Source organism: Paraburkholderia pallida, from assembly GCF_004524855.1.
GTDB lineage: Bacteria > Pseudomonadota > Gammaproteobacteria > Burkholderiales > Burkholderiaceae > Paraburkholderia > Paraburkholderia oxyphila.
Map to the genome: position 1 here is coordinate 3,199,707 of NZ_CP038148.1, position 25,604 is coordinate 3,225,310.

The window sequence follows — 25,604 nt, forward strand, 5'->3', positions numbered from 1 at the left end:
GGTTCAATTCAGTTCGATTCGCGCGCGCCGGTTCAGCGCTCGCGTGGAAATTCAAAGGCGGCCACGAGCGCCTCGTGTGCGCCCTCGCGGATCAGCCTGAGCGGGTGGCCGAAGGCGGCGCTGGCACGCTCTGCCGTGAGCACGTCGCGCACCGGGCCCGCGAAGCAGCCGCCGCGGCCATCGAGCAGCAGCGCGTGCGTCGCGTAGCGCCGCGCAAGATTGAGATCGTGACAGGAAAACACGACAGTGCGCGACCCGGTGTTCACCCAGTGCGCGAGCGCCTCGAGGCAGGCGATCTGATGATGCAGGTCCAGATGCGCGAGCGGCTCGTCGAGCAGCAAGAGCGGCGCGTCCTGGCACAGCACCGCCGCAAGCGCGACGCGCTGGCGCTCGCCGCCCGAGAGCGAGAGCACGTCGCGCGCGGCGAATGTCTCGAGGCCGAGCATCGCGAGCGCCGCGTGCGCGGCGGCGCGGTCGTCCTCGCTTTCCCAGCCCCAGCCCGCGAGATGCGGATAGCGGTTGAGCAGCACGGTGTCGAGCACGCTCGCGCTGAACGCATCGCGCACGTCTTGTGGCATCAGGGCGCGGCGTTGCGCGAGCAGGACCGGCCGCCAGTCGCGCAGCGCCACCCCCTCCACGTCGACATGGCCCGCAGCGCTCTCGCGCAGGCCCGCGAGCGTCGCAATCAAGGTGGTCTTGCCCGCGCCGTTCGCGCCGGCCACGCACCAGATCTCGCCGGCCTCGAAGCGCTGCGTGAGGCCCTCGACGAGCGTGCGCGCGCCCGCACGCAGCGTGAGCGCGTGCGCGGCGAGCAGCGGCTTCGCAGGCGCGGCGTCGTGGCTCGCGGTGGCGCTCGATGAGCGACTCATGGCGTGCGCCTCTTGAGCAACATCCACAGGAACACGGGCACGCCCGCGAGCGCGGTCACGACGCCCACGGGCAGTTGCGTGGGCGCGGCGACGGTCCGTGCGACGAGATCGGCGCCCATGACCGCGAGGCCGCCCGCGAGCGCGGCCGCCGGCACGAGCATGCGCTGATCGTTGCCGAAGGCGAGCCGCAGCATGTGGGGCACGACGAGCCCGACGAAGCCGATGGTGCCGCCGGTCGTGACGGCCGCCGCCGCCGCGAGCGAGGCCGCGAGATAGACGCCCACGCGCAGGCGCAGCACCGGCACCCCGAGCGCCTGGGCGGCGGCGTCGCCGCGCAGCAGCACGTTCAGGCGCGGCGCGGCGCTCACGCCGAACACGAGCACGAGCGCGAGCGCGATCAATGCGGGCCAGGGCATGCCGGCGCCGTTGAGGTCGCCGGTGAGCCAGAACAGCATGCCGCGCAGGCTCGCTTCGGGGGCGAGCGTCAGCACGAGCGTGATGAGCGCGCCCCACCCTGCCGCCGTCACCGCGCCCGTGAGCAACAGACGCGGGGAACTGTCCTGCGGCTCGCCGCGCCAGAGTTCGCGGCGCGCAAGGCCGAGCACGAGCAGGATCGACACGAACGCGCCCGCGCAGGCGCTCGCCTGCACGGCCCACCACGCCGCCCCCGCGATCATCGCCACCAGCGCGAACGCGGCGGCGCCACCCGACACGCCCAGCACATAGGGTTCGGCGAGCGGATTGCGCAACAGCACTTGCAGCAGCGCGCCCGCGAGCGCGAGCAGCGCGCCGCACGCGAAGCCGCCGAGCGCGCGCGGCAGGCGCAATGTGCGGACGATTTCGCTCGCCATGTCATTGGCGTTGGGTGTGGAAGAGGTGGCCGGCACGAGCGCGTGCAGGGCCTGCCCGAGCGTCACCGGCACGCTGCCGGTCGCGAGCGACGCCACGAATACGGCGAGCGCGGCCATGGCGAGCGCGCACCAGATCGCCGCCGCACGGCGCGCGTTCATCGTGCGGCGCAGCGACATCGCGCGCGGCAAGACCGGCGCAGGCGTGCGGCGCGGATTTTCGGGGTTGACGGTTCGCATCGTCGGAAGAAGTGGTCGATCTCAGGACACTGACACGTCGCCGTTGCGGCTCGCGAGGCGCATACGCATGACCATGCGCGTGACGTATGCCCGCCGGCATGGGGCGCACCCGGGACGCGCAGTCCGGGACGCGAAGTCCGGCATGCGCAGTCCGGGACGCGCAGTCCGCGACGCAATCCCATGCCGGCGCCCGAGCGCCGGCAAGTGTAGGAGGGCCCCGTGCGAGCGTCAAGAAAGCGCCATTATTGCGCGAAATACAGTTCCTATTGCGGCAAAAGCGCAGCGCGAAGCGCACCGCAAAGGCCGGCCTCGCGCAAGAGGCAAAATGCGTTCCCGCACGACGCGCGCGGGCACCTCATAGGTTAAAAACTGCAAGAAGCAGACATGAAGCGGGGCTGTTACGTCTGGAAACGACGCAAATGTCGGAATACGCGACAATCCGCGCTAGAATGCCTGTCTTTAGAGGACGCAGCACATGCTCAACGAACTCGAAACACTCTCACAAAACATCGGGCGGCTGATCGAGATCAATCAGCGCCATCATGAAGCACGCGTGGCGCTCGAAGAGCAACTCGCACAATTGCACGCGCAATGCGAAGCGACGCGCGCCGAACTCGAACAGGTGCGCGAAGAGCGCAACGCGCTGCAGGCCGAGCGCGATGCACTCTCGGCGAAGATCGACGACGCGCAGGTCCGTCTGAACGCAATCCTCGAAAAGCTGCCGCGCGCGCGCGGCAGCGCCGACCGCGAGAACCAGCTCGATTTGCTCGAGCCCTCGCAGAACGCCGACGACGACAACGCCGCTCGCCACGGAGAAAATGCATGACGACCAAACAGATCGAAGCGACGATTCTCGGCCAAAGCTATCGCCTCGCCTGTTCAGCGGAAACCGAAGGCGCGCTGCTCGAAGCCGTGGCACGCGTGGATGCGGAGATGTCGAAGATCCGCAATCACAGCAACGTGCGCGGCACCGATCGCATCGCGGTGATGGCCGCGCTCTCGATCGCGTCGGAACTGCTGCGCCTGCAAACGAGCGTGAGGCACGGCGAAGCATTCCCAGCGGAAGAAATCCGTCGTACAATGCGCCAAATGAACGAGCAGCTTGGCGCAGTCATCCAGCAGTACGGTGTGCAATAAAACCCGCTGCGCAATGCGTTAAAATGTTGCTCATGGAAAGGTCCACAAGACGTTTCTAAACAGCGGTGCCCTCGCGGTACCGTGCAGTACCGAACAGCGTAGTATCGAACAGTTTAGTCAGCTTCCCTGCCTGGTTCGCCAAGGTCATATATTCCTTGAACCAATGCCATGTGCACGGTTGCGGAAATTTGTAGCACGGGCGTGCGCGTCACTAGTCTGATGTACCCAAAGTGCTGCTAACTGCGACCAATTCTGAACCCTCGGTTCAGGATGCCGGCCTAGCGGCTATGGCGGGGACCTATTCAAACGGCATCGGACTCAAGTCCGATGCCGTTTTCCTTTTGTGCTGTGCTTTTGTATCATCCGGCTGCCTCTTCGCTTGCCGCGACGTTGCCGCATCCCCCTTCACTTTCGACGCGTTTCTTCGACTCATGCGCTACTGGCTGATGAAGTCCGAACCCGACGAAGCAAGCATCGACGACCTCGCCAACGCTCCAGAGCGCACACTGCCCTGGACCGGCGTGCGCAACTATCAGGCGCGCAATTTCATGCGCGACACCATGCAGATCGGCGACGGCGTGCTCTTCTATCACTCGAGCTGCCCCGAGCCTGGCATCGCAGGCCTCGCGCAAATCTCGTCCACGCCCTATCCCGACCCCACGCAATTCGACGCGAAGAGCCCCTACTACGACGCAAAATCCACGCAGGAAACGCCGCGCTGGGTGCTCGTCGATGTGGTGTTCAAAAAGAAGTGCCCGCTCATTGCGCTCGCCGCGTTGCGCGAGCATGAAGAACTTGCCGAGATGCGCGTGCTCGCCAAGGGCAATCGTCTGTCCATCACGCCGGTCACGAAAGCCGAGTGGGACTTCATCACCAAGCGGCTGATGTAGGCCCTGATGCAAGCCCCGGTATGAGCCCGGATTGGCGGCATAGCGTACGCCCGCCGCCAATCTTTAAAGATTGCAAAGCCCCCCTGCTCCGGCGGGAACCCTGCGTAGCGCACCTCGCCTAAAGAAGACGCACGGATATTCATCGCGCACACGCAGCCGACACGTACGCACGAAGTTACACACAATCATGCGCTCGCGCCGGCACGCTAGTACCCGTTTGTGTGCGCGCCGTTTGCGTATCCGTTCTGCAAGGAGCCCAAATGAAGAGAAAAACCGCCGTCACGCTCGCCGCCGTCCTCGCTGCTGCTGTGCCGCTCGCCATGACATTCGCGCCGAGCACCGCGCTCGCGCAGAGCGAAGCGCGCTATCAACCGTCGGGCGTGCTCTCGCTGTCCTCCGAGGCGAGCGCCGAGGTGCCGCAGGACGTCGTCACGATTACGCTGTTCTACGAGCAGGAAGCGAGCGATCCCGCTTCGCTCACGGCCACGCTCAATCAACGCGCCGATGCAGCGCTGCAAAAAGCCAAAGGCGTCGCAGGCGTGACCGCGCGCTCGGGCCAGTTCTCGATCTATCCGTCGACCGATCGCGACGGACGCATTTCGGCATGGCGCGGCCGCACGGAGGTCGTGCTCGAGTCGCACGACTTCGCCGCCGCATCGAAGCTCGCCGGCGATATTTCTTCGGTCATGCAAGTAGGCAACGTGCAGTTCTCGCTCTCGCCCGAAGCGCAACGCGCTGCGCAGCAGAAGCTTGCAGGCCAGGCGATCGCCTCGTTCCGCGAGCAGGCTGCCGCGAACGCGCGCGCGTTCGGCTATAGCAGCTACACGGTGCGCGACGTGAACGTGGGCCACCAGGGCGTGCCGCCGCGACCGATGATGATGATGAGCGCGCGCGCCATGTCGGCCGACGCGAAGGCCGCGCCGCCGATGCCGCTCGAAGGCGGCACGTCCACCGTGACCGTCAACGTGTCGGGCTCGGTGCAGATGAAGTAACGCGCACGTTCAAGCGGTCGCGCCGCATGCCCCACATTCGGCACTCATGACACGCGCGATGCGCGCAAAAAGTGAAAAAGCCACGGTAGAACCGTGGCTTTCTTCATGATGCGTCCGGTGCAGCGCCGAAGCGCTTCAGTTGCATCAGCTCTTTGCACTCACCGCAGGCTGCGTGCCGTTGCTGCGTTTCGCGCGGCGATACGCCCAGATCATCAGCAGCACGCCCGCAATGATCATCGGCAGCGAGAGCCACTGCCCCATCGACAAGCCCAGCGCGAGCAGGCCGAGGAAGTCGTCGGGCTCGCGCGCGAACTCGACGGTGAAACGTGCGAGGCCATAGCCGATCAGGAACATCGCCGAGATCGCACCCATGGGGCGCTGCTTGCGCGAGAACAGGATCAGCACGATGAAGAGCGCGATGCCTTCGAGCGCGATTTCATAGAGCTCGGACGGATGACGCGGCAGCAGGTGATATTGCGCGAACACTTCGTTCAGATGCCACTGCGCGGCCTGTTGCGGATGCGCGGCGAGCCACGCGGCGTCGTCGTTGGCGGCACCCGGAAACATCATGGCCCACGGCGAGTCCGGCGAAGTCACGCGGCCCCACAGTTCGCCATTGATGAAGTTGCCAAGACGCCCCGCGGCGAGGCCCGTGGGCACCATCGGCGCGACGAAGTCGGTGACCTGCAGCCACGTGCGTCCGCGCTGCCACGCGAACAGGATCATCGCGAAGGTCACGCCCAGGAAGCCGCCATGGAACGACATGCCGCCTTCCCACACCTTGAAGATGTCGAGCGGATGCGCGAAGTACCAGCTCGCCTTGTAGAAGAGCACGTAGCCGAGGCGCCCGCCGAGGACCGTGCCGAGCACGCCGTAGAACAGCATGTCGTCGATGTCCTTGGCGGTCCAGCCCTGCGCGGCCACGTAAGGCAGGCGCAGGCGCAGACGGCCGATCACGATCGCGAGGATGAAGCCGACGAGATACATGAGGCCGTACCAGCGCACGGCGAGCGGCCCCAGATGAATGGCGACGGGGTCGAAGTTCGGGTGGATGAGCATCGTGGAATCAGTGCTTGTCGGCGGTGAGGATGGAAATCGAGTTGTAAGAAGTGCCGCAAAATCGGCAAGAGAATGCCCAATGCGTGCCCAAAAACCGCGCGCGTGCGTTGGACGTTTCCAAAGCTGTGCAGTTCGCATGACGCGCCGCGGCGACACATTATCGCCGAGACGAGGGGGGTCAAACCAAAATGCAGCGCCAGGCGGGCTCGCCCAGGGTTCAAGGGCCGGATATGAAATCGGCGTGCACCGTGCCTGTCACCGCAACGGTGTGGGCGCTCATGGGGCGCCCGGCACGTCTACGCTCGCCGCGTGCGCGCGCACGATCTCGATGAAGGCCGCCAGCACCGGGCTCACCTCCGCCGCGCGCCAGACGAGGCCCGTTTCGATCGTCGGCGCCGTTTCGGCCAGCGGCCGGTAGACCACGCCCGTGCGGCGCAGATGCCGCAGCGACTGCGGCACGAGCGCGATCCCCATTCCCGCCGAGACGAGGCTCACGATCGTCTGCATCTGGATCGCCTCCTGGCCCACGCGCGGCGCGAGCCCGGCGGCGCCGTAGCAATCCATGATGGTGTCGTGAAAGCCCGGGGCCAGATGGCGCGGAAACACCACGAGCGGCACATCGGCGAGATCGGCAAGGCTCACGGGCGTCTCGCCCCCGTCGTGGTCGGTGGGGCCGCCCGTGCGCGCCGAAAGCTCGGCCGGCATGGCCACCACCAGCGGCTCGCGCGCGATGGGCAGATACGCGAGCTGCGCCGCGTGACGCGGCGGCAAGGGCGCAATCACGAGGCCCGCGTCGATGCGGCCCGCCACCAGCTCGTCGATCTGCACGTCGCTCGTGGCTTCGGCGAGTTGCAGCCGCACGCGCGGGTGGCGCGCGCCGAAGTCGCGCAAAAGCAGCGGCAGCAGGCCGTAGTCGGCCGTCGAGACGAAGGCCAGCGCCAGCACGCCCGCCTCGCCGCGCGCGAGGCTCTGCGCGAGCGGGCGCAACGCTTCCGCCGCGGCGAGCAGGCGCCGCACCTCGGGCAGCAGGTCGGCGCCCACGGCCGTCAGCTCGACCGAGCGGCGCGTGCGCGCGAAGAGCTCGACGCCGAGCGTCTCCTCCAGTGCGCGGATGGCCTGCGACAGCGGCGGCTGCGTCATCGAAAGGCGCGCCGCCGCGCGGCCGAAATGCTGCTCCTCGGCCACGGCCACGAAGTAGCGCAGCTGGCGCAGATCGGGAATCGTTGTGCTCATCGGCAAACCGGTCCTGTGATTCTTTTTTCGACTCAATAGCCCAAGAATAATATATTGGACATTGCGCTCGCGAAACTCCATTCTTCTTCGCACACGCCGGCATCTTCCTCCCAAGGCACGCCCTGCCCGGCGATCGAAACACGATTCGAGACACCTTCCACGGAGCGTCCCCATGGCATACAACCGTCGTTCGAAGAACATCACACAAGGCGTCGCCCGCTCGCCGAACCGTTCGATGTATTACGCGCTCGGCTATGAAAAGGCCGACTTCGACAAGCCGATGATCGGCGTCGCCAACGGCCACTCGACCATCACGCCGTGCAACGCGGGCCTGCAGCGTCTCGCCGACGCGGCGGTGGCCGCCATCAAAGGCGCCGACGCCAACCCGCAAACCTTCGGCACGCCCACGATCTCGGACGGCATGTCGATGGGCACCGAAGGCATGAAGTACTCGCTCGTCTCGCGCGAAGTGATCGCCGATTGCATCGAGACCTGCGTGCAGGGTCAGTGGATGGACGGCGTGGTCGTGATCGGCGGCTGCGACAAGAACATGCCCGGCGGCATGATCGCGCTCGCGCGCATCAACGTGCCGGGCATCTACGTCTATGGCGGCACGATCCGTCCGGGCAACTGGAAGGGCAAGGATCTGACCATCGTCTCGGCGTTCGAGGCGGTGGGCGAGTTCACGGCCGGCCGCATGTCCGAGGAGGACTTCGAAGGCGTCGAGAAGAATGCGTGTCCGTCCACGGGCTCGTGCGGCGGCATGTACACGGCCAACACGATGAGCTCGTCGTTCGAGGCGCTCGGCATGTCGCTGCTGTATTCGTCGACGATGGCCAATCCCGATGAGGAAAAGGTCGACTCGGCCGCCGAGTCGGCGCGCGTGCTCGTCGAAGCGGTCAAGAAGGATCTCAAGCCGCGCGACATCATCACGAAGGAGTCGATCGAGAACGCCGTGGCGCTCATCATGGCGACGGGCGGCTCGACCAACGCGGTGCTGCACTATCTTGCCATCGCCCATGCCGCGGAGATCGAGTGGAGCATCGACGACTTCGAGCGCATGCGCAAGAAAGTGCCGGTGCTCTGCGATCTGAAGCCTTCGGGCCAGTATGTCGCGACCGACCTGCACAAGGCCGGCGGCATTCCGCAGGTGCTCAAGATCCTGCTCGACGCGGGCCTGCTGCACGGCGATTGCATGACCATCACCGGCAAGACCATCGCCGAAGAACTGAAGGATGTGCCCTCGAAGCCGCGCGCCGATCAAAAGGTCATCTTCCCGATCGACCAGGCGCTGTACAAGGAAGGCCACCTCGCGATCCTCAAGGGCAACCTCGCCACCGAAGGCGCCGTCGCCAAGATCACGGGCCTGAAGAATCCCGTCATCACGGGTCCGGCGCGCGTGTTCGACGACGAGCAAAGCGCGATGGAAGCGATCCTCGCCGACAAGATCAAGGCAGGCGACGTGGTCGTGCTGCGCTACCTCGGCCCGAAGGGCGGCCCGGGCATGCCGGAGATGCTGGCGCCCACGGCCGCGATCATCGGCAAGGGTCTGGGGGAATCGGTGGGCCTCATCACCGACGGCCGCTTCTCGGGCGGTACGTGGGGCATGGTGGTCGGCCACGTCGCGCCCGAAGCGTTCGAAGGCGGCGCCATCGCACTCGTGCAGGAAGGCGACTCGATCACCATCGACGCGCACACGCTGCTGCTGCAACTGAATATCGACGACGCCGAACTCGCGCGCCGCCGCGCAGCCTGGAAGCAGCCGGCGCCACGCTACACGCATGGCGTGCTCGCGAAGTATGCGGCACTCGCACGGCCGGCGAACAAGGGCGCGGTGACGGGATGATAGCGGGCTAAAGAGCGGGCCAAAGGCGCGCCGGGCGTCGTGCCTGGCGAAGCGCGCTGCGTTTCCCGCACAGGTCGCTCTGCGCGGGCAATCCAGCCAGCGTGGAGACCGCAAGGAGGCGACAAGGAGGGCGCACAGACCGTGCGCCCTTTGCTCTTATAATGCGACGACACAGCCGGCGACCACGCTGGCGGAGACCAGTATGAAACTGAAGTCGCAGGCGAAGAACAAGACAGCGACGCCAACTGCCGCACTGGCACTGGCCTTGGCGCTAGCCACGACGAGCGCCCACGCGCAGAACGGTCCAGGTGGACTCGCACTCGCGCAACAGCAGAACTGCATGAGCTGCCATTCGGTGACACGCACCTTCATGGGCCCCGCGCTGCGTGCCGTCGCGGCGAAGTACGTGGGCAAGCCCGACGCGCAGACCTATCTCGCCCACAAGATTCTGGAAGGCAGCAGCGGCGTGTGGGGCACGGTGCCCATGCCTGCAAACACGCAATTGAGTCCGGCCCAGGCGGCCACGCTCGCGAGCTGGATCCTCACGCTGAAGTAAGGCAGACGGGCCGCCCTCAAGCCTCCGGCGGCGTCGATTTCCCCGCGCGCGCGGCCAGTTCCTCGCGCAGCGCGGCCTTCACCCAGCCCTTCAATTCGGTTTCGAGCGCGAGACCGATCTCGCGCGACACCTGCCCCACGATCCAGTGCGAATGCTCCTGCAATGCGGCAGCGCAGCGTTGCTCGATCACGCTGCGCCCTTCGCCGGTCAGCCAGCCCATGGCCCGGCCGCTCAGGCGCTCGACGAGCGCTTCGGCGTCCGAGGGGAGGCTGTCGTCGGACGCGCCGGCAGGCGTGGGTTCCGGCACGGCGGCCGCCTGGTGCGCGGCAGCTGCCTTCTCGAACGGCGACACTTCGCGCCCGCGCAGCAGGTTGCCCGGCACGAGTGTTTCGTTCAAGAGCGGGATCGGAGCCCCTTCGACATCGTGAAAATCGGACACGATCACCTCCTCTGGATTTCGATCAAACAGATAAAGGAGAGACAAGCGGCGGGCGCGCCGGGTTCAACCGCCCTGCTTGTAGTTGTTCAGCGCGTAGCCGCGATCGCGGTAGAAGCGGTAGCGCTCGCGGCCCGAGGCCAGTTCCTCGGGCGCATCGCCGATCACTTCGAGCAGGCGCTCGAAGCGCGCGAACTGGGGCGGCACGGCCGCGCCCAGGTTCAGCAGCACGCCATGATGCGGCGCACGCTCGAGATCCGCGGTCAGCACGATGGGCGTCTGCGCGGCGAGCGCGCTTTCGGCCATGCAGTGCGGCACGAAGTCGAGCGGCGAGAAAGTCCAGAGCATTTCGTCGAACGCGCGCAGGCGCGCGGGCTCGGCCAGCACGACGGCTTGCTGGCCGGCCTGATACGCCTTGCGCACGAGCCGGCACGCGTACATCAGCGAATTGCCGACGTTCGTGTGGAAATCGATCCGCGTCATTGCCCTGCGCGATCGATCAAGAACTGCGCGAGCAGCGGCACGGGACGGCCCGTCGCGCCCTTCGCCGCGCCGCTCTTCCATGCGGTGCCCGCGATGTCGAGGTGGGCCCACGGATACGCTTCGGTGAAGCGCGAGAGGAAGCACGCCGCCGTCACGCTGCCCGCCGGACGCCCGCCGATATTGGCGAGATCGGCGAAATTCGACTTCAGCTGCTCCTGATACTCGTCGTCGAGCGGCAGGCGCCATGCCGGGTCGTTCGCTTCGCGCGAGGCGTCGAGCAGCTCGCCCGCGAGCGCGTCGTCCTTCGAGAACAGGCCGCTGTTGTGATGGCCGAGCGCGATGATGCACGCGCCCGTGAGCGTGGCGATGTCGATCACGGCGGCCGGCTTGAAGCGCTCGGCGTAGGTGAGCGCGTCGCACAGGATCAGGCGCCCTTCGGCGTCGGTGTTGAGCACTTCGACCGTCAAGCCCGCCATCGTCGTGACGATGTCGCCCGGCTTCGTGGCGTTGCCCGCGGGCATGTTCTCGCACGTGGGGATGATGCCGATCACGTTGAGCTTCAGGCCCATTTCGGCGACCGCGCGGATCGTGCCGAGCACCGAGCCCGCACCGCACATGTCGTACTTCATCTCGTCCATGCCCTCGCCGGGCTTGAGCGAGATGCCGCCCGTGTCGAACGTGATGCCCTTGCCCACCAGCACGACGGGCGCGGCCTTCGCGCTCGCGCCCTGATAGTGCAGCACGATGAATTGCGGCGGCTCGACCGAGCCTTTTGTAACAGAAAGAAACGAGCCCATCTTGAGCGTTTCGATCTGGCGCTGGCCGAGCACTTCGACCTTGAGCTTCCAGTCGCGCGCGAGCTTCTTGGCCGTGGCCGCGAGGTAGGTAGGCGTGCAGACGTTGCCAGGCAGGTTGCCGAGGTCGCGCGTGAGGTCCATGCCGTTGGCGAGCGCCACGGCCTGCTTGACGGCGAGCTTCGCGGCACGGTCGTCGGCGGCGTCGACGCTGAAGACGACGCGCTTGAGCGCGCGCTGCGCGAGGTCGGGCTTGCTCTTCATCTGCGTGAAGCGGTAGGTCTCGTTGCGCAGCGCGAGGATCGCGGCGCGCACGCCCCAGTCGCCCGTGCGCTCCTTGATGGGCAGTTGGGCGAGCGTGAACGTGACCTGCGCGATCTTGGTGCCGAGAATCGCGCGCCAGGCGGCCTTGACGGCCTCGCCATAGGCCTTCTGGCCGAATGCATCCTGCTTGCCGAGGCCGACCAGCAGCACGCGCGAGGCGCCGATGCCGCTAACTTCCGGCAGGAACAGCGTGGAGCCGGCCTTGCCGTCGATGTCGCCGGACTTGACGAGGCGGGCGATCGCGCCGCCGATGGCGCCGTCGATCACGAATGCCGGACCGGAAAGGGTTTGTGCCTCGAAGATGCCCACTACGACGCAATCCGACTTGCCGGTCAGGAAGGGGCCTTCCCCGCCTTTGCTCCAGTCACAGGCTTTTATGCTAAAGTCCATCGCGCTTGTCCTCGGATAAAATCTGGGCTTAGGATGAAAGCCGCAATTATCCGCTATTTTTTCCGCGGCGGCTCCTGGGTGGTAGCGCAAGCGCTTCGCCCGGCGCGGACCGCCTGCCCTCTTCATCAATAATGATCTTCGAACGTTCCCTGCAGCGTGAACTCGCGTACACGGCCGGCGCCGTGTTCATGGTTCTGCTCACGATCATGCTGACGACGATGATGATCCGCATCGTCGGCTTCGCTGCGTCGGGCCAGATCGACCCGCGCGACGTGCTGGTCCTGATCGGCCTGACCGTGATCGGCTACCTCGCCGTGATGCTGATCGTCACGCTCTTCGTCTCGATCCTGTTCGTGCTCACGCGCTGGTACAAGGATTCCGAGATGGTCGTCTGGCTCGCCTCCGGCGTGAGCCTGACGCGCCTCATCAAGCCGATCGCCGTTTTTTCCACGCCGATCGTGATCCTCATCGTCTTTTTCGCCTTTGTCGGCTGGCCGTGGTCGAACGCGCAAAGCAAGCTGATCCGCGCGCGCTTTCAGCAGCGCGATGAAGTGTCGCTGCTCGCGCCCGGCCAGTTCCGCGAATCGCCCACCACGCACCGCGTGTTCTTCATCGAAAGCATGAGCCCCGACCAGGGCCGCGTGGACAATGTGTTCGTCACGAGCACGGAGAACGGCAAGGTCAACGTGATCGTCTCCAGGACCGGCCACACCGAAACCGCGAAGAACGGCGACCGCTTCGTCGTGCTCGAGAACGGCCGCCGCTACGACGGCGAACCCGGCCACCCCGACTTCCGCATCACCGAGTTCCAGCGCTACGGCGTGAAGATCACGAGCCAGCCCGTGGTGTCGACGCCCACGGCGAGCAGCACGCCCACGCTCGACCTGATCCGCAACCCGAGCGGCGACAATCTCGGCGAGCTCGCATGGCGCGCCGGCCTGCCGCTCATCGCGATCAACCTGATGCTGCTCGCGATCCCGCTCGCGTATCAGAACCCGCGCCGCGGGCGCACCATCAACCTCGTGATGGCCGTGCTGATCTACCTCACCTACTCGAACCTGCTCAACGTCATGCAATCGCAGATCGAGCAGGCCAAGATCTCGTTCGGCCTCGGGCTCGTGCTGCTGCATATCGTGGTGCTCGCACTCGTTGTCTTCCTTTTCTGGCTGCGCGTGCGCAACCGGCCGCTCTTTACGCGCGCGATGTTCCAGCGCGCGTCGCAAGGGAGCTGACCGATGCGCATCTACGAGAAATACTTCGCGCGCCAGATCTATGTGGCGTTTGTGTTCATCCTGTTCGCCTTCTCGGGTCTGTTCTTCTTCTTCGACCTGATCAACGAGCTGAACTCGGTCGGCCACGGCAACTACAAGTTCACCTATGCGGTGCTGCGCGTCGCGCTGCAGGCACCGTCACGGCTCTACGAGATCATTCCGGTGGCGGCGCTGATCGCCGCGATCTATGTGTTCGCGCAGATGGCCGCCAATTCCGAGTACACGATCTTTCGCGTCTCCGGGCTCGCAACGGGCCAGGCGCTGCGCTCGCTCCTGAAGGTCGGCGTGCCGATCGTGCTGCTCACCTACCTGATCGGCGAAGTGGTCGGACCGTACACCGACCAGCTCTCCGAGCGCGTGCGGCTGGAGGCGCTCGGCTCCGCCGTGTCGACGGACTTCAAGTCGGGCGTCTGGGTGAAGGACACGCTCACCAAGCGCGCCGACGGCGAGCAGGCGACGCGCTTCGTCAACGTGGGCGAGCTGCTGCCCGACGCGACGATCACCAATGTGCGCATCTACGAATTCGATTCGCAGTTCAGGCTCACGAACGTGCGTCTCGCGAAGAGCGGCACCTTTCAGCCGCCGGGCCACTGGCTGCTCAAGGACGTGACGGACACCGAGCTGATCGGCGTGCCGCCGCCGCCGAACCAGCCTGCCGATGCGCTCAATCCCGTCTATCGCGCGCAGCAGACCGCGCTGCCCGAGTACTCGCTGCGCTCGGAGCTCACGCCGCAGATTCTCTCGGTGCTGCTGGTTTCGCCTGATCGCATGTCGATGTTCAACCTGTTCCGCTACATCCAGCATCTTTCGGAAAACCATCAGGACACGCAGCGCTACGAGATCGCGATCTGGCGCAAGGTGCTCTACCCGTTCGCGGTCTTCGTGATGCTGGTGCTCTCGCTACCGTTCGCGTACCTGCATACGCGCGCGGGCGTGGTGGGCGTGAAGGTGTTCGGCGGGATCATGCTCGGCATGAGCTTCCAGCTCGTGAACACGCTGTTCTCGCACGTCGGTACACTGAACACGTGGCCCGCGCCGCTCACGGCGGCCACGCCGGGCCTCATCTATCTGGCGCTCGGGCTGCTCGGCCTGAAATGGGTCGACCGGCATTGATGTCCCGCCGACGTCCCATCGACGTCGATTGCGGCCAGGCCACTCTCTGAGGGAAGACGCGACGATGGGCACGCACGGCATGATCCTCTTCGGCCACGGCGCACGCGACGCGCGCTGGAAAGAGCCGTTCACGCGCCTCGCGGACAAGCTCGCCGCCACGCGCGGCGACACGGGGCCCGTGAGTCTCGCGTTCCTCGAGCTGATGGCGCCGAGCCTGCCCGAAGCCATCGCCGCGCAGACCGCGCTGGGTTGCGACGCCATCACGGTGGTGCCGGTGTTCTTCGGCCAGGGCGGCCATATCCGGCGCGATTTGCCCGCGCTCGTCGCGCAATGCCAGGCCGCGCATCCCGGCGTGCAGATTGCCTGCGCGACTGCCGTGGGCGAGGACGACGGCGTGCTCGACGCGATCGTTCAGTACTGCCTTGGACAAGAGCACGAATAAGCGCCCTGCCCTTCAAAAAATTTGCCAGCACGGCATGTGCCAGCACAAAGCAAACGGGCCGCTCTTTGAGCGGCCCGTCTTGCGTTCTACCTACCCCCGTTTTTCTGCGCTGCCTCAGGCCGCGGCGCGGCGCTGGCCCGATGCTTCGGCTTGCGTCTCGTCGTCGGCTTGCGCTTGCCCTACCCGCTCGGCGAACGCGTCGCCGATCATGAGCAGGCTCGGCTGTGCCGCATCGAGCCAGTCCTGCGCCTCGCCGGCGGCCAGACCCGCCAGCGTGAGCGTCAGCGTGCGTTCGCGCGCCGTGCTGCAGGCCTCGACGATCGCCACGGGCGTCGCGCCCGCGCGGCCCGCCTCGATCAGTTGCCGCGCGATGTCGGGCGCGCTGTCGCGGCCCATGTAGAACACCAGCGAATCGGCATTGACCTGCTCGCGGATGGCCTCGCTGTCCGCCGCGCGCGAGTAGGTCGCGAGCGCGACGCTGCGCGCCACGCCACGCAGCGTGAGCGAGCGTTGCAGCGTGGCCGCGCTGGCCAGCGCCGCCGTGATACCCGGCACGATCTCATACTCGATGGCCGCCGCTTCGAGCGCGCGCATCTCTTCGTCGGCGCGGCCGAACAGCATCGGATCGCCGCCCTTCAGGCGCACGACCACGTCGTGCTCGCGCGCCGCATCCACGAGCTGCTTGTTGATGAAGTGCTGCGCCGTCGAGCGCTGCCCGCAGCGCTTGCCGACCGCGATGAACTTCGCATCGTGCGGGGCGTACTCGAGCATCGCCGGCTCGACCAGCGCGTCGTGCAGCACGACCTGCGCTTGCGCGAGCAGGCGCGCGCCGCGCACCGTGATGAGATCCGCCGCGCCCGGTCCGGCGCCGATCAGATAAACCTTGCCCATTTGCCTCGTTGACTCATGTGTCGGCGCGCCGCCGTTGATCCATTGAACCCCGGTGACGCGCCGCGCGCAGCCGCCTCAGGCGGAAACCGCGCGGATCATCCCTGCCGCCACCGTGTGGTGCGTGGCCTCGTCGATGAGAACGAACGCGCCGGTGCCGGGATGCACATCATACAGGTCCGCGACGATCGGTTTTTGCAGCGTGAGCGCCACGCGGCCGATGTCGTTCATCGCGAGATTGTGGCGATCCGTAGCGTGCGAGAGCGTATGCACGTCGAGCACTTCCTTGACCGCGCCGATCTTCGCGAACACCGTGCTCGCGGTCTGCTTGAGCAGGTACTTGCGCTGCTGCGAGAGCGGCTCTTCGTCGAACCAGCAGAGGTCCGCTTCGAGCTTCTTCGCGGGCTGCGTGTCGTCCGAGGCCGGCACGAAGGTGTCGCCGCGCGAGACATCCACGTCTTCGGCGAGACGGATCGTGACGGTCTGGCCCGCGAACGCGCGGTCGACCTGCGCCGTGCCGCCCGGCACCGGGGCGATGATCTCGGCGACCGTCGCCTGGCGGCCTGCCGGCAGCACCGTGATGGCGTCGCCAACTTTGACTTCGCCCGCTTCGACGCGGCCCATGTAGCCGCGGAAGTCGTCGGCGCTCGAGCCGTCCTGGCGCGCGACCCACTGCACCGGGAAGCGCAGCGCGTCGCCCGTGGCCTGCTCGACCGGCAGCGCCTCAAGCACGTCGAGCAGCGGCTCGCCCGCGTACCACGGCATGCGCTCGCTCGCGGCCACGATGTTGTCGCCCTTGAGCGCCGAGACCGGCACGAAGCGCACGTCTTCCAGACCGAGCTGGCGCGCGAGCGCCACGTAGGCGTCGCGGATCAGGTCGAAGGTGGCTTCGCTGTAGTCGACCAGATCCATCTTGTTGATCGCGACGATCACGTGCTGCAGGCCCAGCAGCTTGACGATCGCGCTGTGGCGCTTCGTCTGCGGCAGCAGTTGCGTGACGCCGTTCTCGACCGTCACGCGCGTGGGATCGATCAGGATGATCGCCGCGTGCGCCGTCGAAGCGCCCGTGACCATGTTGCGCGTGTACTGCTCGTGGCCCGGCGTGTCGGCGATGATGAACTTGCGCTTGGCCGTGGCGAAGTAGCGGTACGCCACGTCGATCGTGATGCCCTGCTCGCGCTCGGCTTCGAGGCCGTCGGTGAGCAGCGACAGGTCGATCTCGTCGCCCACGGTGCGCTTGTTCTTCGCGCGCGAGAGCGCCGAGAGCTGGTCCGAGAGAACCGCCTTGCTGTCGTACAGCAGGCGGCCGATCAGCGTGCTCTTGCCGTCGTCCACGCTGCCCGCCGTGATGAAGCGCAGCACGCCGAGGTCTTCAGGTTGATGCGTCGTAACCATATTCAATGTTTCCTCAACGTGCTCTTTAGAAATAACCTTGCTTCTTGCGCTGTTCCATCGCGGCTTCCGACGCCTGGTCATCCATGCGCGTCGCGCCGCGTTCCGTGATTTCGGTCACGGCCGTCTCGGCGATGATCTTCTCGACGTTGTCGGCATCGCTTTCCACGGGGCACGTGCAGCTGATGTCGCCCACCGTGCGGAAGCGCACCAGCGCCGTTTCGCTCGTCTCGCCTTCCTTCATCGGCGTGAGCGGCGTGACCGGCACGAGCAGGCCATTGCGGCGCACGATCTCGCGCTGGTGCGCGTAGTAGATCGACGGCAGCTCGAGCTTCTCGCGCTCGATGTACTGCCACACATCCAGTTCCGTCCAGTTCGAGATCGGGAACACGCGCAGGTGCTCGCCCTTGTGCAGGCGCGCGTTGTAGATGCTCCAGAGTTCCGGGCGCTGCGCCTTCGGATCCCATTGGCCGAATTCGTCGCGGAACGAGAAGATGCGCTCCTTCGCGCGGGCCTTCTCTTCGTCGCGGCGCGCGCCGCCGATCATCGCCGTGTAGCCGTATTCCTCGATGGTTTCGAGCAGCGTGACGGCCTGCGCGGCATTGCGCGAATCCGTTTCGCGGCGCAGACGCACGGTGCCCTTCTTGATCGAATCCTCGACATGGCCGACCACGAGTTCGGCGCCGATTTCGGCCGCGCGGCGATCGCGGAAGTCGATCACTTCCTCGTAGTTGTGACCCGTGTCGATGTGCACGAGCGGGAACGGCAGCGAGGTCTTGCGGTTCGCGCCGAGGCCGAAGGCCTTCAGTGCGAGCGCCAGCACGACCACCGAGTCCTTGCCGCCCGAGAACAGCAGCGCGGGCTTGCTGCACTCGGCAACGAGTTCGCGCAGGATGTGGATCGACTCGGCTTCGAGCCAGTCGAGATGGTCCATGCGGTTCGCCGTGACCTGGAGCGGTGCGTTCACTGCGGAATCGAGCGTCGTGCTCATGTTCGGATCCTTCGTCAGTTCGCGCCCCTTTCAGGGGGCGCGCGGTACTCGGTATTCGGTGGCGCGCCGCTCAAGACGACGCAACAAACTTCAATTTTAATTCGCCTGGCCGATGGGCGACACTGCAACGACCGGAATGGCGGACACGGAGGTGATGTGCAGCCCGCATTCCTTCGTATCGCGCGACTCCCACCACCAGCGGCCCGCCCGGCTGTCTTCGCCCGGGCGCACGGCGCGCGTACAGGGCTCGCAGCCGATGCTCGGGTAGCCGCGTGCGTGCAGCGGGTTCACCGGCACGTCGAAGGCGCCCAGATACGCCCATACGTCGGCCTCGGTCCAGTCCGCGAGCGGATTGAACTTGGCGATGCCGCGCGCATTGTCTTGCTCTTCCTCGTGCAGCTCGGCACGCGTGACCGACTGCTCGCGGCGCTGGCCCGTGACCCATGCCGACACGTCCGAGAGCGCGCGGTTCAGCGGCTCGACCTTGCGAATCTCGCAGCAGCGCTTGCGCAGATCGATGCTCTCGTAAAACGCATTCAGGCCGTGCTGCGCGACGTATTCGTCCACGGCGTCCTGCTGCGGATGGAACTGCTCGATCTCGTAGCCGTAGCGCTCGCTCACGCGCTCGATCATGCCGAGCGTTTCCGCATGCAGGCGGCCCGTGTTCAGCGAGAAGATGCCGATCTTCACACCGCGCGAGAGGATCGCGTGGGTGAGCAGCATGTCTTCGGCGGCAAGGCTGCTCGCGAACTTCACGTTGACGTGTCGCGCGGCGATCGAATCGAGCAGCGCGTCGAGGCGCTCGATCTTCGCCCGCAACGCCGGCGCGATTTCGTTGGCGACGGTGCTCATGCTGCGGCGCCCGGTTGTGCTTGCTGGGCGAGGCGGCGGCGGAACAGCGGCGACGGCTCGTCGAACGCACCCTGGTACTGCACCGTGAACTCGGTGAAGGCCTTGAGTGCGTCGTTGATGTCCTTGTCGGCGCGCAGCGCGTACGAATCGAAGCCGCAGCGCTCATAGAAGCGCAACTGGTCGCGCAACACATCGCCGATCGCGCGCAGCTCGCCCTTGTAGCCATAGCGCTCGCGCAGCAGACGCCCGATCGAATAGCCGCGGCCGTCGCGGAACACCGGGAAGTCGATGCCGATCAGCGCGAGCTTGTCGAAGTCGCCGGCGATGTCGGCCGGTTCGCTGTCCGGCTCGAGCCACACGCCGAGTTCGTCCTTGCTGCGCGAGGCGATGAGCGCGTCGCGCTCGGCCTGCCACAGCACGAACGGCACCAGCACCTTGCCGGCGGGCAGCGCCGACACTTCCGGCAGCGTGCCGTCTTCAGCGGCACGCACGACTTGCCAGTTGTCTTCGACGATCTCGCGTTTTTTGATAATCAATGCCATTGCTTGACTCTCGTATCTCGTTGCGTGCTGCTTTTAAGCGTGGGCCGGCTGGCGCGATGCGTACACGCGCTCCTTGAAGGGCGCGATGCCGATGCGGTCGTACGTGTCGACGAAGCGCTCGCCGTCGATGCGATGCTCGACGAACGTGTCGATCACCTTCGACATCACATCGGGCATTTCCTCGGCCGAGAACGACGGGCCGATCACGCGGCCAAGGCGTGCGCCATTGGCGCCGTTGCCCTGCTCGCCGCCGAGCGACACCTGATACCACTCCGAGCCGTCCTTGTCGACGCCCAGAATGCCGATGTTGCCGACGTGGTGGTGACCGCACGAGTTCATGCAGCCCGAGATGTTCAGCGACAGGTCGCCCAGGTCGTGGACATAATCGAGATTGTCGAAACGCTCCTGGATCGCGAGCGCGATGGGGATCGACTTCGCGTTCGCGAGCGAGCAGAAGTCGCCACCCGGGCACGCGATGATGTCGGTCAGCAAGCCGATGTTCGCGGTCGCGAAACCTTGCGCCTTGGCCTTTTCCCAGAGCGCGAAAAGGTCGCGCTTCTTGACGTCCGCGAGGATCAGGTTCTGCTCGTGCGAGACGCGGATCTGGCCGAATGCGTATTCGTCGGCCCAGTCGGCCACGGCTTCCATCTGCGCATCGGTGGCGTCGCCCGGCGCGATGTCGCGCGGCTTGAGCGAAAGCGTAACCGACGCGTAGCCCGGCACGCGGTGCGTGCGCACGTTGCGCTCGACCCAGCGCGCGAACGCGCGGTTTTCGAGCAGATGCTTTTCGTACGAGGTATCCGTATCGGCGAGCTTTTCATACGCCGGCGCCACGAAGTGCTTCGACACGCGGTCGAGCTCTTCCTGGGTGAGCGTCGAGGGGCCGTCCTTCAGGTGCTGCCACTCCTCTTCCACCTGCGCGGCGAACTTCGCCGGCGAGAGCGCCTTCACGAGAATCTTGATGCGCGCCTTGTACATGTTGTCGCGGCGGCCATAGCGGTTGTACACGCGCAGCACGGCTTCGCAGTAGGTCAGGATGTGCTGCCACGGCAGATCGCGCTTGATGATCGCGCCGACGATCGGCGTGCGGCCCAGGCCGCCGCCCGCGAGGATGCTCGCGACGACTTCGCCCTGCTCGTTACGGTCGAGATAGACGCCCAGGTCGTGGATCTGCACGGCCACGCGGTCTTCCTTCGAGCCGGAGACGGCGATCTTGAACTTGCGCGGCAGCCACGCGAACTCGGGGTGGAACGTCGACCACTGGCGCAGGATCTCGGCCCACGGGCGCGGATCGACGATTTCGTCGGGCGCGACGCCCGCGAACTGGTCGGCGGTGATGTTGCGGATGCAGTTGCCCGAGGTCTGGATGCCGTGCATCTGCACCGAGGCGAGCTTGCGCAGGATTTCCGGCGTTTCCTCGAGCTTGATCCAGTTGTACTGGATGTTCGAGCGCGTCGAGAAGTGGCCGTAGCCGCGGTCGTGCTCGCGCGCGATGACGCCAAGCATGCGCAACTGGTCGCTGCGCAGGTTGCCGTAGGGGATCGCGATGCGGTGCATGTAGGCGTGGCGCTGGTAGTACAGGCCGTTCTGCAGGCGCAGCGGGCGGAACTCTTCTTCGCTCAATTCGCCCGAGAGGCGCCGGCGAACCTGGTCGCTGTATTGCGCGACGCGTTCGTCAACGATGGTCTGGTCGTACTGATCGTATTGGTACATTCGGGGACCCCAGGGTTGTTCATTCGCGGCGTTCCGGTTACGCCGCGCGCTCCGATTTCGATTCGACCGCCTTGATCCTCGCTTCAGAGCCGCGCCGTTGCGCGCACCGCTCGTTTGCTAATGACCAAAACAGATATCCATATTGGAAAACTTCGTGGAATGGTAATAAACTCGCTTTATATTTCAAACGATCTAAAAATCAGGTTGATATGCCAAGGGGTTATATATGAACCTCCACCAGTTCCGCTTCGTGCGCGAGGCCGTACGCCAGAACTTCAATCTCACGGAAGCGGCCAAGGCCCTGTATACAAGCCAGCCGGGCGTCTCGAAGGCGATCATCGAGCTGGAGGATGAACTCGGGGTCGAAATCTTTACCCGGCACGGCAAGCGCGTGCGCTCGCTCACGGAGCCGGGGCGCATCATCCTCGCCTCGGTGGAGCGCATCCTGCAGGAAGTGGAGAGCCTCAAGCGCGTGGGCAAGGACTACGCCGCGCAGGATCAGGGCAATCTGATTATCGCCGCCACGCACACCCAGGCGCGCTACTCGCTGCCGGCGGCCATCGCCGAATTCAAGCGGCGCTTCCCGAAAGTGCACCTTTCGATTCTGCAAGGCAGCCCCACCCAGGTGGCGGAGATGGTGCTGCACGACCAGGCCGACCTCTGCATCGCCACGGAAGCCATCTCCGGCTATAAGGAACTGGTGTCGCTGCCGTGCTTCACCTGGCACCACGTGGCGGTCATGCTGCCCGACCACCCGCTGCTCGAACGCAAGCCGCTGTCCCTCGATGATCTGGCCCAATTTCCGCTCATCACCTACGACAACGCGTTCGCGGGCCGCACGAAGATCAACGACGCGTTCCGTCTGCGCGGCCTCTCGCCCGACATCGTGCTCGAAGCCATCGACGCGGACGTGATCAAGACCTATGTGGAGCTCGGCATGGGCGTGGGCATCATGGCCGACATCGCGTTCAACGCCGAGCGCGACCGGCATCTGCGCGCGGTGCCGGTGGGCCATCTGTTCGGCAGCAACGTGACGCGCGTGGCGCTCAAACAGGGCGCCTACCTGCGCAGCTATGTGTATACGCTGGTGGAGCTGCTCTCGCCCAGCCTGAACCGCAAGCTGATCGAGCAGGCGCTCAAGGGCGAGCACGAGTCCTACGAGCTGTAACGCGCGAGCCGTAACGGCGCGCGGAGCGCGCCGAAAGAACAATCGAACCCCATTACAACAACGCTTCTCGCTTCATTTCCTCCTGGAGACCTATTGCATGAAGCTGCAACCGCGTCTGAGTTCGTCCCTGAGTTTGTCCATGCGTTCGTTCCTGCTTTCGCCCCTCGGTACGCTGCGTCCGGCCGTAGCGGCTGCCGCGCTGGCAGCGGCCACGTTCGCTCCCGCCGCGCATGCCGACCTCAAGGTCGGCATCGATCTGTCGAGCACCGGCCCCGCCGCGGCCATCGGCATCACGAGCAAGAACGCCATGCTGATGTGGCCCCCGGAGATCGCGGGCCAGAAAGCCGACTACATCGTCCTCGACGACGGCTCCGATCCGGGCGCGGCGGTGCGCAACATTCACAAGCTCATCAACGAGGACCACGTGGATGTGATCGTGGGGCCGAACATCACGCCGGCGGCGCTCGCCGCGCTCGACCCCGTGGCCGAGGCTAAAACGCCGATGATCACGCTGGTGGGCTCGGGGTCCGTGGTCGAGCCGCAGCAAGGCGCGCGCGTGTGGGCCTTCAAGATGGCGCAGACCGACGCCGCGATGGCCGACGTGATGACGCGCTACATGGCCGCGCACGGCGTGAAGACGGTGGGTTTCATCGGCTTTGCCGATAGCTACGGCGACAGCTGGCTCAACGAGTTCACGAAATTCGCGAAGGAACGCAACATCCAGATCGTGGCGAGCGAGCGCTATAACCGCACCGACGCCAGCGTGACGGGCCAGATCCTCAAGCTGATGGCCGCGAAGCCCGACGCCGTGCTGATCGCGGGCGCCGGCACGCCCACGGTGCTGCCGCAGCGCACGCTGGTCGAGCGCGGCTACAAGGGCGCGATCTATCAGACGCACGGCATTGCCACGCCTGAATTCATCAAGCTGGGCGGCAAGGACGTCGAGGGCACGCTGTTCCCGACGCAACCCGTCGTGGTCGCGCGCACGCTGCCGGCGGACCTGCCGGCGCAGAAGGCGGCGCTCGCGTTCGTCGACGCCTATGAAGCGAAATACGGCCCGGGCACGGTCACGCAGTTCGCGGGCGACGCGGCCGGCGTCTACCCGCGCCTCTCGGATGCCGTGACGCGCGCGCTCAAGACCGCGCAGCCCGGCACGGAGGCATTCCGCGTGGCGTTGCGCCGGGAGCTCGAGCACGCCCACGAGGTGGTCGTGCCCAACGGCGTGGTCAACACCAGCGAAAAGGACCACGTGGGCCTCGACCAGCGCGCGAGCGTGATGGGCACGATACGCGGCGGCAAGTTCGTCTATCTCGCCCAGTAAAGCGGCTCGCTAGTCGAAAGCGGCCGGCCTGCGCGAGCGGCGACCATTCGAGCCTCAAGTCTTGCCCTTGCGGACGTGCGCGAGCCGGGGCCGCGCACCACGAGGAGCTCGCGACCCCTCGCCTTCCTCCGCCGGCTCCAGCGCCTTGCTCACCGCCGCCGCGCGCCGCTTCGCGAAATGCGCCTCCACTTCATCCGCCTCGATGCCCGGCCGAGGATCTTCGAGCGCCTCACGCACCTTCGCGCGGAACCACGCATCGTGCGTGGCCGGATCCACCGCGAAGTCGAAAGGCAAAGCGCCTTCGTTCGCGACCCGCGTGAGCAGGATGCGCACCGCGTCCGACACAGTGAGCCCCATGTTTTCGAGCACCGCCGACGCGCGCTCCTTGAGCGCCGGATCGATGCGAACCTGTACCAATGCGCTTGCGCTCATCCCCCAACTCCTTCGCGTGATGTTCGAAGCGACATTGTAATTCATTCGTATGACGTCAGACATGCTGTTCCTTTGAAGCCGGTTAAACACGCTTCGAGTTTCGCAGCCTGACGCGATCTGCTCCATTCAGCCGAATGGCCATGCGTGTCTGTCCCGCGAAGACGAGCCAGGACAAATACTGACCCACTTGCGCCCTTCCACCGCCGGCGGCAAGGCGCGGCGCAAAAGCCCTTTGGTACAATCTCGCGGTTGCCTGGCACCGTTTTTTTGCGCCACGTTCACCGCGCGTCCGGGGCCGGGCCATCTGCACAGAACCCGAACCCTAACGCCGAGTCATCATGAACATCGAACAAGCGCGTTTCAACATGATCGAACAGCAGATTCGCCCCTGGGAAGTGCTCGACCAGGACGTGCTGAACCTGCTCTCGATCGTCAAGCGAGAGCAGTACGTCCCCGCGGCCTATGTCGATCTCGCGTTCGCCGACCTCGAATTGCCGCTCCCCAACGACCAGCACATGCTGGCGCCGCGCGTCGAAGCGCGCGTGCTGCAGGAGCTCGCGGTGAAGAAGCACGAGAGCGTGCTGGAGATCGGCGCGGGTTCGGGCTACATGGCGGCGCTGCTCGCCCATCGCGCGCAAAAGGTGCTGACGGTGGAGATCGACACGGAACTCGCCGACTTCGCGCGCGCCAATTTCGTGAAGAACGGCGTGCTGAACGCCGAAGTCGTGCAGGGCGACGGCTCGCGCGGCTGGGCCGCGAACGCGCCCTATGACGTGATCTGCGTCTCGGGCGGCCTGCCCGTGGTACCGCAGGAGCTGCTCGAGCAATTGAAGGTGGGCGGGCGTCTGGCCGCGTTCGTGGGCGGCGCGCCGGTCATGGAAGCGCAAATCATTACGCGCATGGACGAAAAGCAGTACCGCATTGCGAGCGTGTTCGAAACATATGTCGAGCCGCTCGAAAACGCGGTGCAGCCGTCGCGCTTCAAGTTCTAGGCCGTATACTGTTCGTAGCGGGCCGCGCGAGCGGCTCGCTCTCTTCCAACGACCGAGTTTCTCATGCAGAATCTGACCGCCCCCGCCCTCGCCGAATGGCTCGCCGACACCTCGCGCGAGGCCCCCGTGCTCCTCGACGTACGCGAGCCGTGGGAGATCCAGACCGCCAATATCGCCGGCAGCGTCTCGATCCCGATGGCCCAGATTCCGGCCCGCAGCGAGGAGCTGGACGACGAGGCGCAAATCGTCTGCGTCTGCCACCACGGCGCGCGCAGCGCCCAGGTCGCGATGTTCCTCGAGTCGCGTGGCTTCACGAAGGTGTTCAACCTGCAAGGCGGCATCGACGCCTGGTCGCGCCAGGTCGACCCGAAGGTCCCGACGTACTGATTC

Annotated in this window: 26 protein-coding genes, 1 other RNA gene and 1 pseudogene; 14 read left to right on the forward strand and 14 right to left on the reverse strand. The window is 65.9% G+C overall.

Features of this window, described 5'->3' with window-relative positions; translation table 11 throughout:
- Positions 1 to 32: 32 nt before the first annotated feature.
- Positions 33 to 869: an ABC transporter ATP-binding protein gene (locus tag E1956_RS14510; protein WP_134749905.1), complete on the reverse strand. Its 837-nt coding sequence runs from the start codon at positions 867 to 869 to the stop codon at positions 33 to 35.
- Positions 866 to 1,897 (reverse strand): FecCD family ABC transporter permease, encoded by a 1,032-nt coding sequence (locus tag E1956_RS14515; protein ID WP_134750654.1) that lies wholly within the window; start codon positions 1,895 to 1,897, stop codon positions 866 to 868. The genes E1956_RS14510 and E1956_RS14515 overlap by 4 nt, the downstream gene beginning before the upstream one ends.
- Positions 1,898 to 2,432: 535 nt before the next feature.
- On the opposite strand from E1956_RS14515, the gene E1956_RS14520 reads away from it, so the two are divergent.
- From E1956_RS14520 to E1956_RS14540, 5 genes are all read left to right on the forward strand, one after another.
- Entirely contained in the window at positions 2,433 to 2,783 is a 351-nt protein-coding gene (locus E1956_RS14520; RefSeq protein ID WP_134749907.1) for an ATPase, read from the forward strand.
- A complete protein-coding gene (locus E1956_RS14525) occupies positions 2,780 to 3,094 on the forward strand; it encodes a cell division protein ZapA (RefSeq protein ID WP_134749910.1) in 315 nt (104 codons plus the stop codon). The genes E1956_RS14520 and E1956_RS14525 overlap by 4 nt, the downstream gene beginning before the upstream one ends.
- 120 nt (positions 3,095 to 3,214) lie before the next feature.
- Positions 3,215 to 3,395, forward strand: a non-coding RNA gene (gene ssrS, locus E1956_RS14530) — 6S RNA.
- Positions 3,396 to 3,525: 130 nt separating this feature from the next.
- On the forward strand, positions 3,526 to 3,984 hold the full coding sequence (locus E1956_RS14535; protein ID WP_134749912.1) for an EVE domain-containing protein: 459 nt from the start codon (positions 3,526 to 3,528) through the stop codon (positions 3,982 to 3,984).
- Positions 3,985 to 4,244: 260 nt separating this feature from the next.
- Positions 4,245 to 4,976 (forward strand): SIMPL domain-containing protein, encoded by a 732-nt coding sequence (locus E1956_RS14540; protein WP_028221203.1) that lies wholly within the window; start codon positions 4,245 to 4,247, stop codon positions 4,974 to 4,976.
- Between the two features lie 144 nt (positions 4,977 to 5,120).
- Here the strand turns inward: E1956_RS14540 and lgt are convergent, their stop codons facing one another.
- Together lgt and E1956_RS14550 are read right to left on the reverse strand one after the other, a co-directional pair.
- Positions 5,121 to 6,035, reverse strand: coding sequence for a prolipoprotein diacylglyceryl transferase (gene lgt / locus E1956_RS14545; protein WP_028221204.1), 915 nt, complete (start codon positions 6,033 to 6,035; stop codon positions 5,121 to 5,123).
- Between the two features lie 276 nt (positions 6,036 to 6,311).
- Entirely contained in the window at positions 6,312 to 7,268 is a 957-nt protein-coding gene (locus E1956_RS14550; protein WP_134749914.1) for a LysR family transcriptional regulator, read from the reverse strand.
- Between the two features lie 172 nt (positions 7,269 to 7,440).
- Between E1956_RS14550 and ilvD the strand changes: the two genes are divergently transcribed.
- Together ilvD and E1956_RS14560 are read left to right on the forward strand one after the other, a co-directional pair.
- Positions 7,441 to 9,114, forward strand: a complete 1,674-nt coding sequence (ilvD, locus tag E1956_RS14555) for a dihydroxy-acid dehydratase (RefSeq protein WP_134749916.1) — start codon at positions 7,441 to 7,443, stop codon at positions 9,112 to 9,114.
- A gap of 202 nt (positions 9,115 to 9,316) precedes the next feature.
- On the forward strand, positions 9,317 to 9,670 hold the full coding sequence (locus E1956_RS14560; RefSeq protein WP_134749918.1) for a c-type cytochrome: 354 nt from the start codon (positions 9,317 to 9,319) through the stop codon (positions 9,668 to 9,670).
- Between the two features lie 16 nt (positions 9,671 to 9,686).
- On the opposite strand, the gene E1956_RS14565 is transcribed toward E1956_RS14560, so the two are convergent.
- From E1956_RS14565 to E1956_RS14575, 3 genes are all read right to left on the reverse strand, one after another.
- Positions 9,687 to 10,109, reverse strand: a complete 423-nt coding sequence (locus E1956_RS14565; protein ID WP_167760014.1) for a DUF2486 family protein — start codon at positions 10,107 to 10,109, stop codon at positions 9,687 to 9,689.
- A 63-nt stretch (positions 10,110 to 10,172) separates the two neighbouring features.
- The gene (locus tag E1956_RS14570) at positions 10,173 to 10,589 is read right to left on the reverse strand and encodes a DNA polymerase III subunit chi (RefSeq protein ID WP_134749922.1); all 417 of its coding nucleotides are present in this window, start codon (positions 10,587 to 10,589) and stop codon (positions 10,173 to 10,175) included.
- Positions 10,586 to 12,097: a leucyl aminopeptidase gene (locus E1956_RS14575; RefSeq protein ID WP_134749924.1), complete on the reverse strand. Its 1,512-nt coding sequence runs from the start codon at positions 12,095 to 12,097 to the stop codon at positions 10,586 to 10,588. Before E1956_RS14575 ends, E1956_RS14570 begins: the two co-directional genes overlap by 4 nt.
- A gap of 131 nt (positions 12,098 to 12,228) precedes the next feature.
- Here E1956_RS14575 and lptF point away from each other — a divergent pair, with 131 nt between their 5' ends.
- The 3 genes from lptF (at position 12,229) to E1956_RS14595 (ending at position 14,923) form a co-directional block, all read left to right on the forward strand.
- Positions 12,229 to 13,329: an LPS export ABC transporter permease LptF gene (lptF, locus tag E1956_RS14585; RefSeq protein ID WP_134749928.1), complete on the forward strand. Its 1,101-nt coding sequence runs from the start codon at positions 12,229 to 12,231 to the stop codon at positions 13,327 to 13,329.
- A gap of 3 nt (positions 13,330 to 13,332) precedes the next feature.
- Positions 13,333 to 14,481, forward strand: a complete 1,149-nt coding sequence (gene lptG, locus E1956_RS14590) for an LPS export ABC transporter permease LptG (protein WP_134749930.1) — start codon at positions 13,333 to 13,335, stop codon at positions 14,479 to 14,481.
- Between the two features lie 64 nt (positions 14,482 to 14,545).
- On the forward strand, positions 14,546 to 14,923 hold the full coding sequence (locus tag E1956_RS14595) for a sirohydrochlorin chelatase (protein WP_134749932.1): 378 nt from the start codon (positions 14,546 to 14,548) through the stop codon (positions 14,921 to 14,923).
- 114 nt (positions 14,924 to 15,037) lie between these two features.
- On the opposite strand, the gene cobA is transcribed toward E1956_RS14595, so the two are convergent.
- The 6 genes from cobA to E1956_RS14625 all read right to left on the reverse strand — a co-directional run bounded on the left by cobA (position 15,038) and on the right by E1956_RS14625 (position 21,301).
- The gene (cobA, locus tag E1956_RS14600; protein WP_134749934.1) at positions 15,038 to 15,814 is read right to left on the reverse strand and encodes a uroporphyrinogen-III C-methyltransferase; all 777 of its coding nucleotides are present in this window, start codon (positions 15,812 to 15,814) and stop codon (positions 15,038 to 15,040) included.
- A gap of 75 nt (positions 15,815 to 15,889) precedes the next feature.
- The gene (locus E1956_RS14605; protein WP_134749936.1) at positions 15,890 to 17,206 is read right to left on the reverse strand and encodes a sulfate adenylyltransferase subunit 1; all 1,317 of its coding nucleotides are present in this window, start codon (positions 17,204 to 17,206) and stop codon (positions 15,890 to 15,892) included.
- Between the two features lie 25 nt (positions 17,207 to 17,231).
- Entirely contained in the window at positions 17,232 to 18,194 is a 963-nt protein-coding gene (gene cysD / locus E1956_RS14610; protein ID WP_134749938.1) for a sulfate adenylyltransferase subunit CysD, read from the reverse strand.
- A gap of 96 nt (positions 18,195 to 18,290) precedes the next feature.
- The gene (locus E1956_RS14615) at positions 18,291 to 19,046 is read right to left on the reverse strand and encodes a phosphoadenylyl-sulfate reductase (protein WP_134749940.1); all 756 of its coding nucleotides are present in this window, start codon (positions 19,044 to 19,046) and stop codon (positions 18,291 to 18,293) included.
- Entirely contained in the window at positions 19,043 to 19,588 is a 546-nt protein-coding gene (locus E1956_RS14620; protein WP_134749942.1) for a DUF934 domain-containing protein, read from the reverse strand. The genes E1956_RS14615 and E1956_RS14620 overlap by 4 nt, the downstream gene beginning before the upstream one ends.
- Positions 19,589 to 19,621: 33 nt before the next feature.
- A complete protein-coding gene (locus tag E1956_RS14625; RefSeq protein ID WP_134749944.1) occupies positions 19,622 to 21,301 on the reverse strand; it encodes a nitrite/sulfite reductase in 1,680 nt (559 codons plus the stop codon).
- Between the two features lie 226 nt (positions 21,302 to 21,527).
- Between E1956_RS14625 and E1956_RS14630 the strand changes: the two genes are divergently transcribed.
- Both E1956_RS14630 and E1956_RS14635 read left to right on the forward strand, forming a co-directional pair.
- The gene (locus tag E1956_RS14630) at positions 21,528 to 22,469 is read left to right on the forward strand and encodes a CysB family HTH-type transcriptional regulator (RefSeq protein WP_134749946.1); all 942 of its coding nucleotides are present in this window, start codon (positions 21,528 to 21,530) and stop codon (positions 22,467 to 22,469) included.
- Between the two features lie 139 nt (positions 22,470 to 22,608).
- A complete protein-coding gene (locus E1956_RS14635) occupies positions 22,609 to 23,790 on the forward strand; it encodes an ABC transporter substrate-binding protein (protein WP_134750656.1) in 1,182 nt (393 codons plus the stop codon).
- 141 nt (positions 23,791 to 23,931) lie between these two features.
- On the opposite strand, the pseudogene E1956_RS46835 reads toward E1956_RS14635, so the two are convergent.
- Positions 23,932 to 24,222 (reverse strand): annotated as a pseudogene (locus E1956_RS46835) (type II toxin-antitoxin system RelB/DinJ family antitoxin); the annotation flags it as partial.
- Positions 24,223 to 24,560: 338 nt separating this feature from the next.
- Here E1956_RS46835 and E1956_RS14645 point away from each other — a divergent pair.
- Positions 24,561 to 25,214 (forward strand): protein-L-isoaspartate O-methyltransferase family protein, encoded by a 654-nt coding sequence (locus E1956_RS14645; protein ID WP_134749950.1) that lies wholly within the window; start codon positions 24,561 to 24,563, stop codon positions 25,212 to 25,214.
- Between the two features lie 63 nt (positions 25,215 to 25,277).
- Complete coding sequence (locus tag E1956_RS14650; RefSeq protein ID WP_134749952.1) at positions 25,278 to 25,601, forward strand: rhodanese-like domain-containing protein; 324 nt, start codon at positions 25,278 to 25,280, stop codon at positions 25,599 to 25,601.
- Positions 25,602 to 25,604 lie beyond the last annotated feature (3 nt).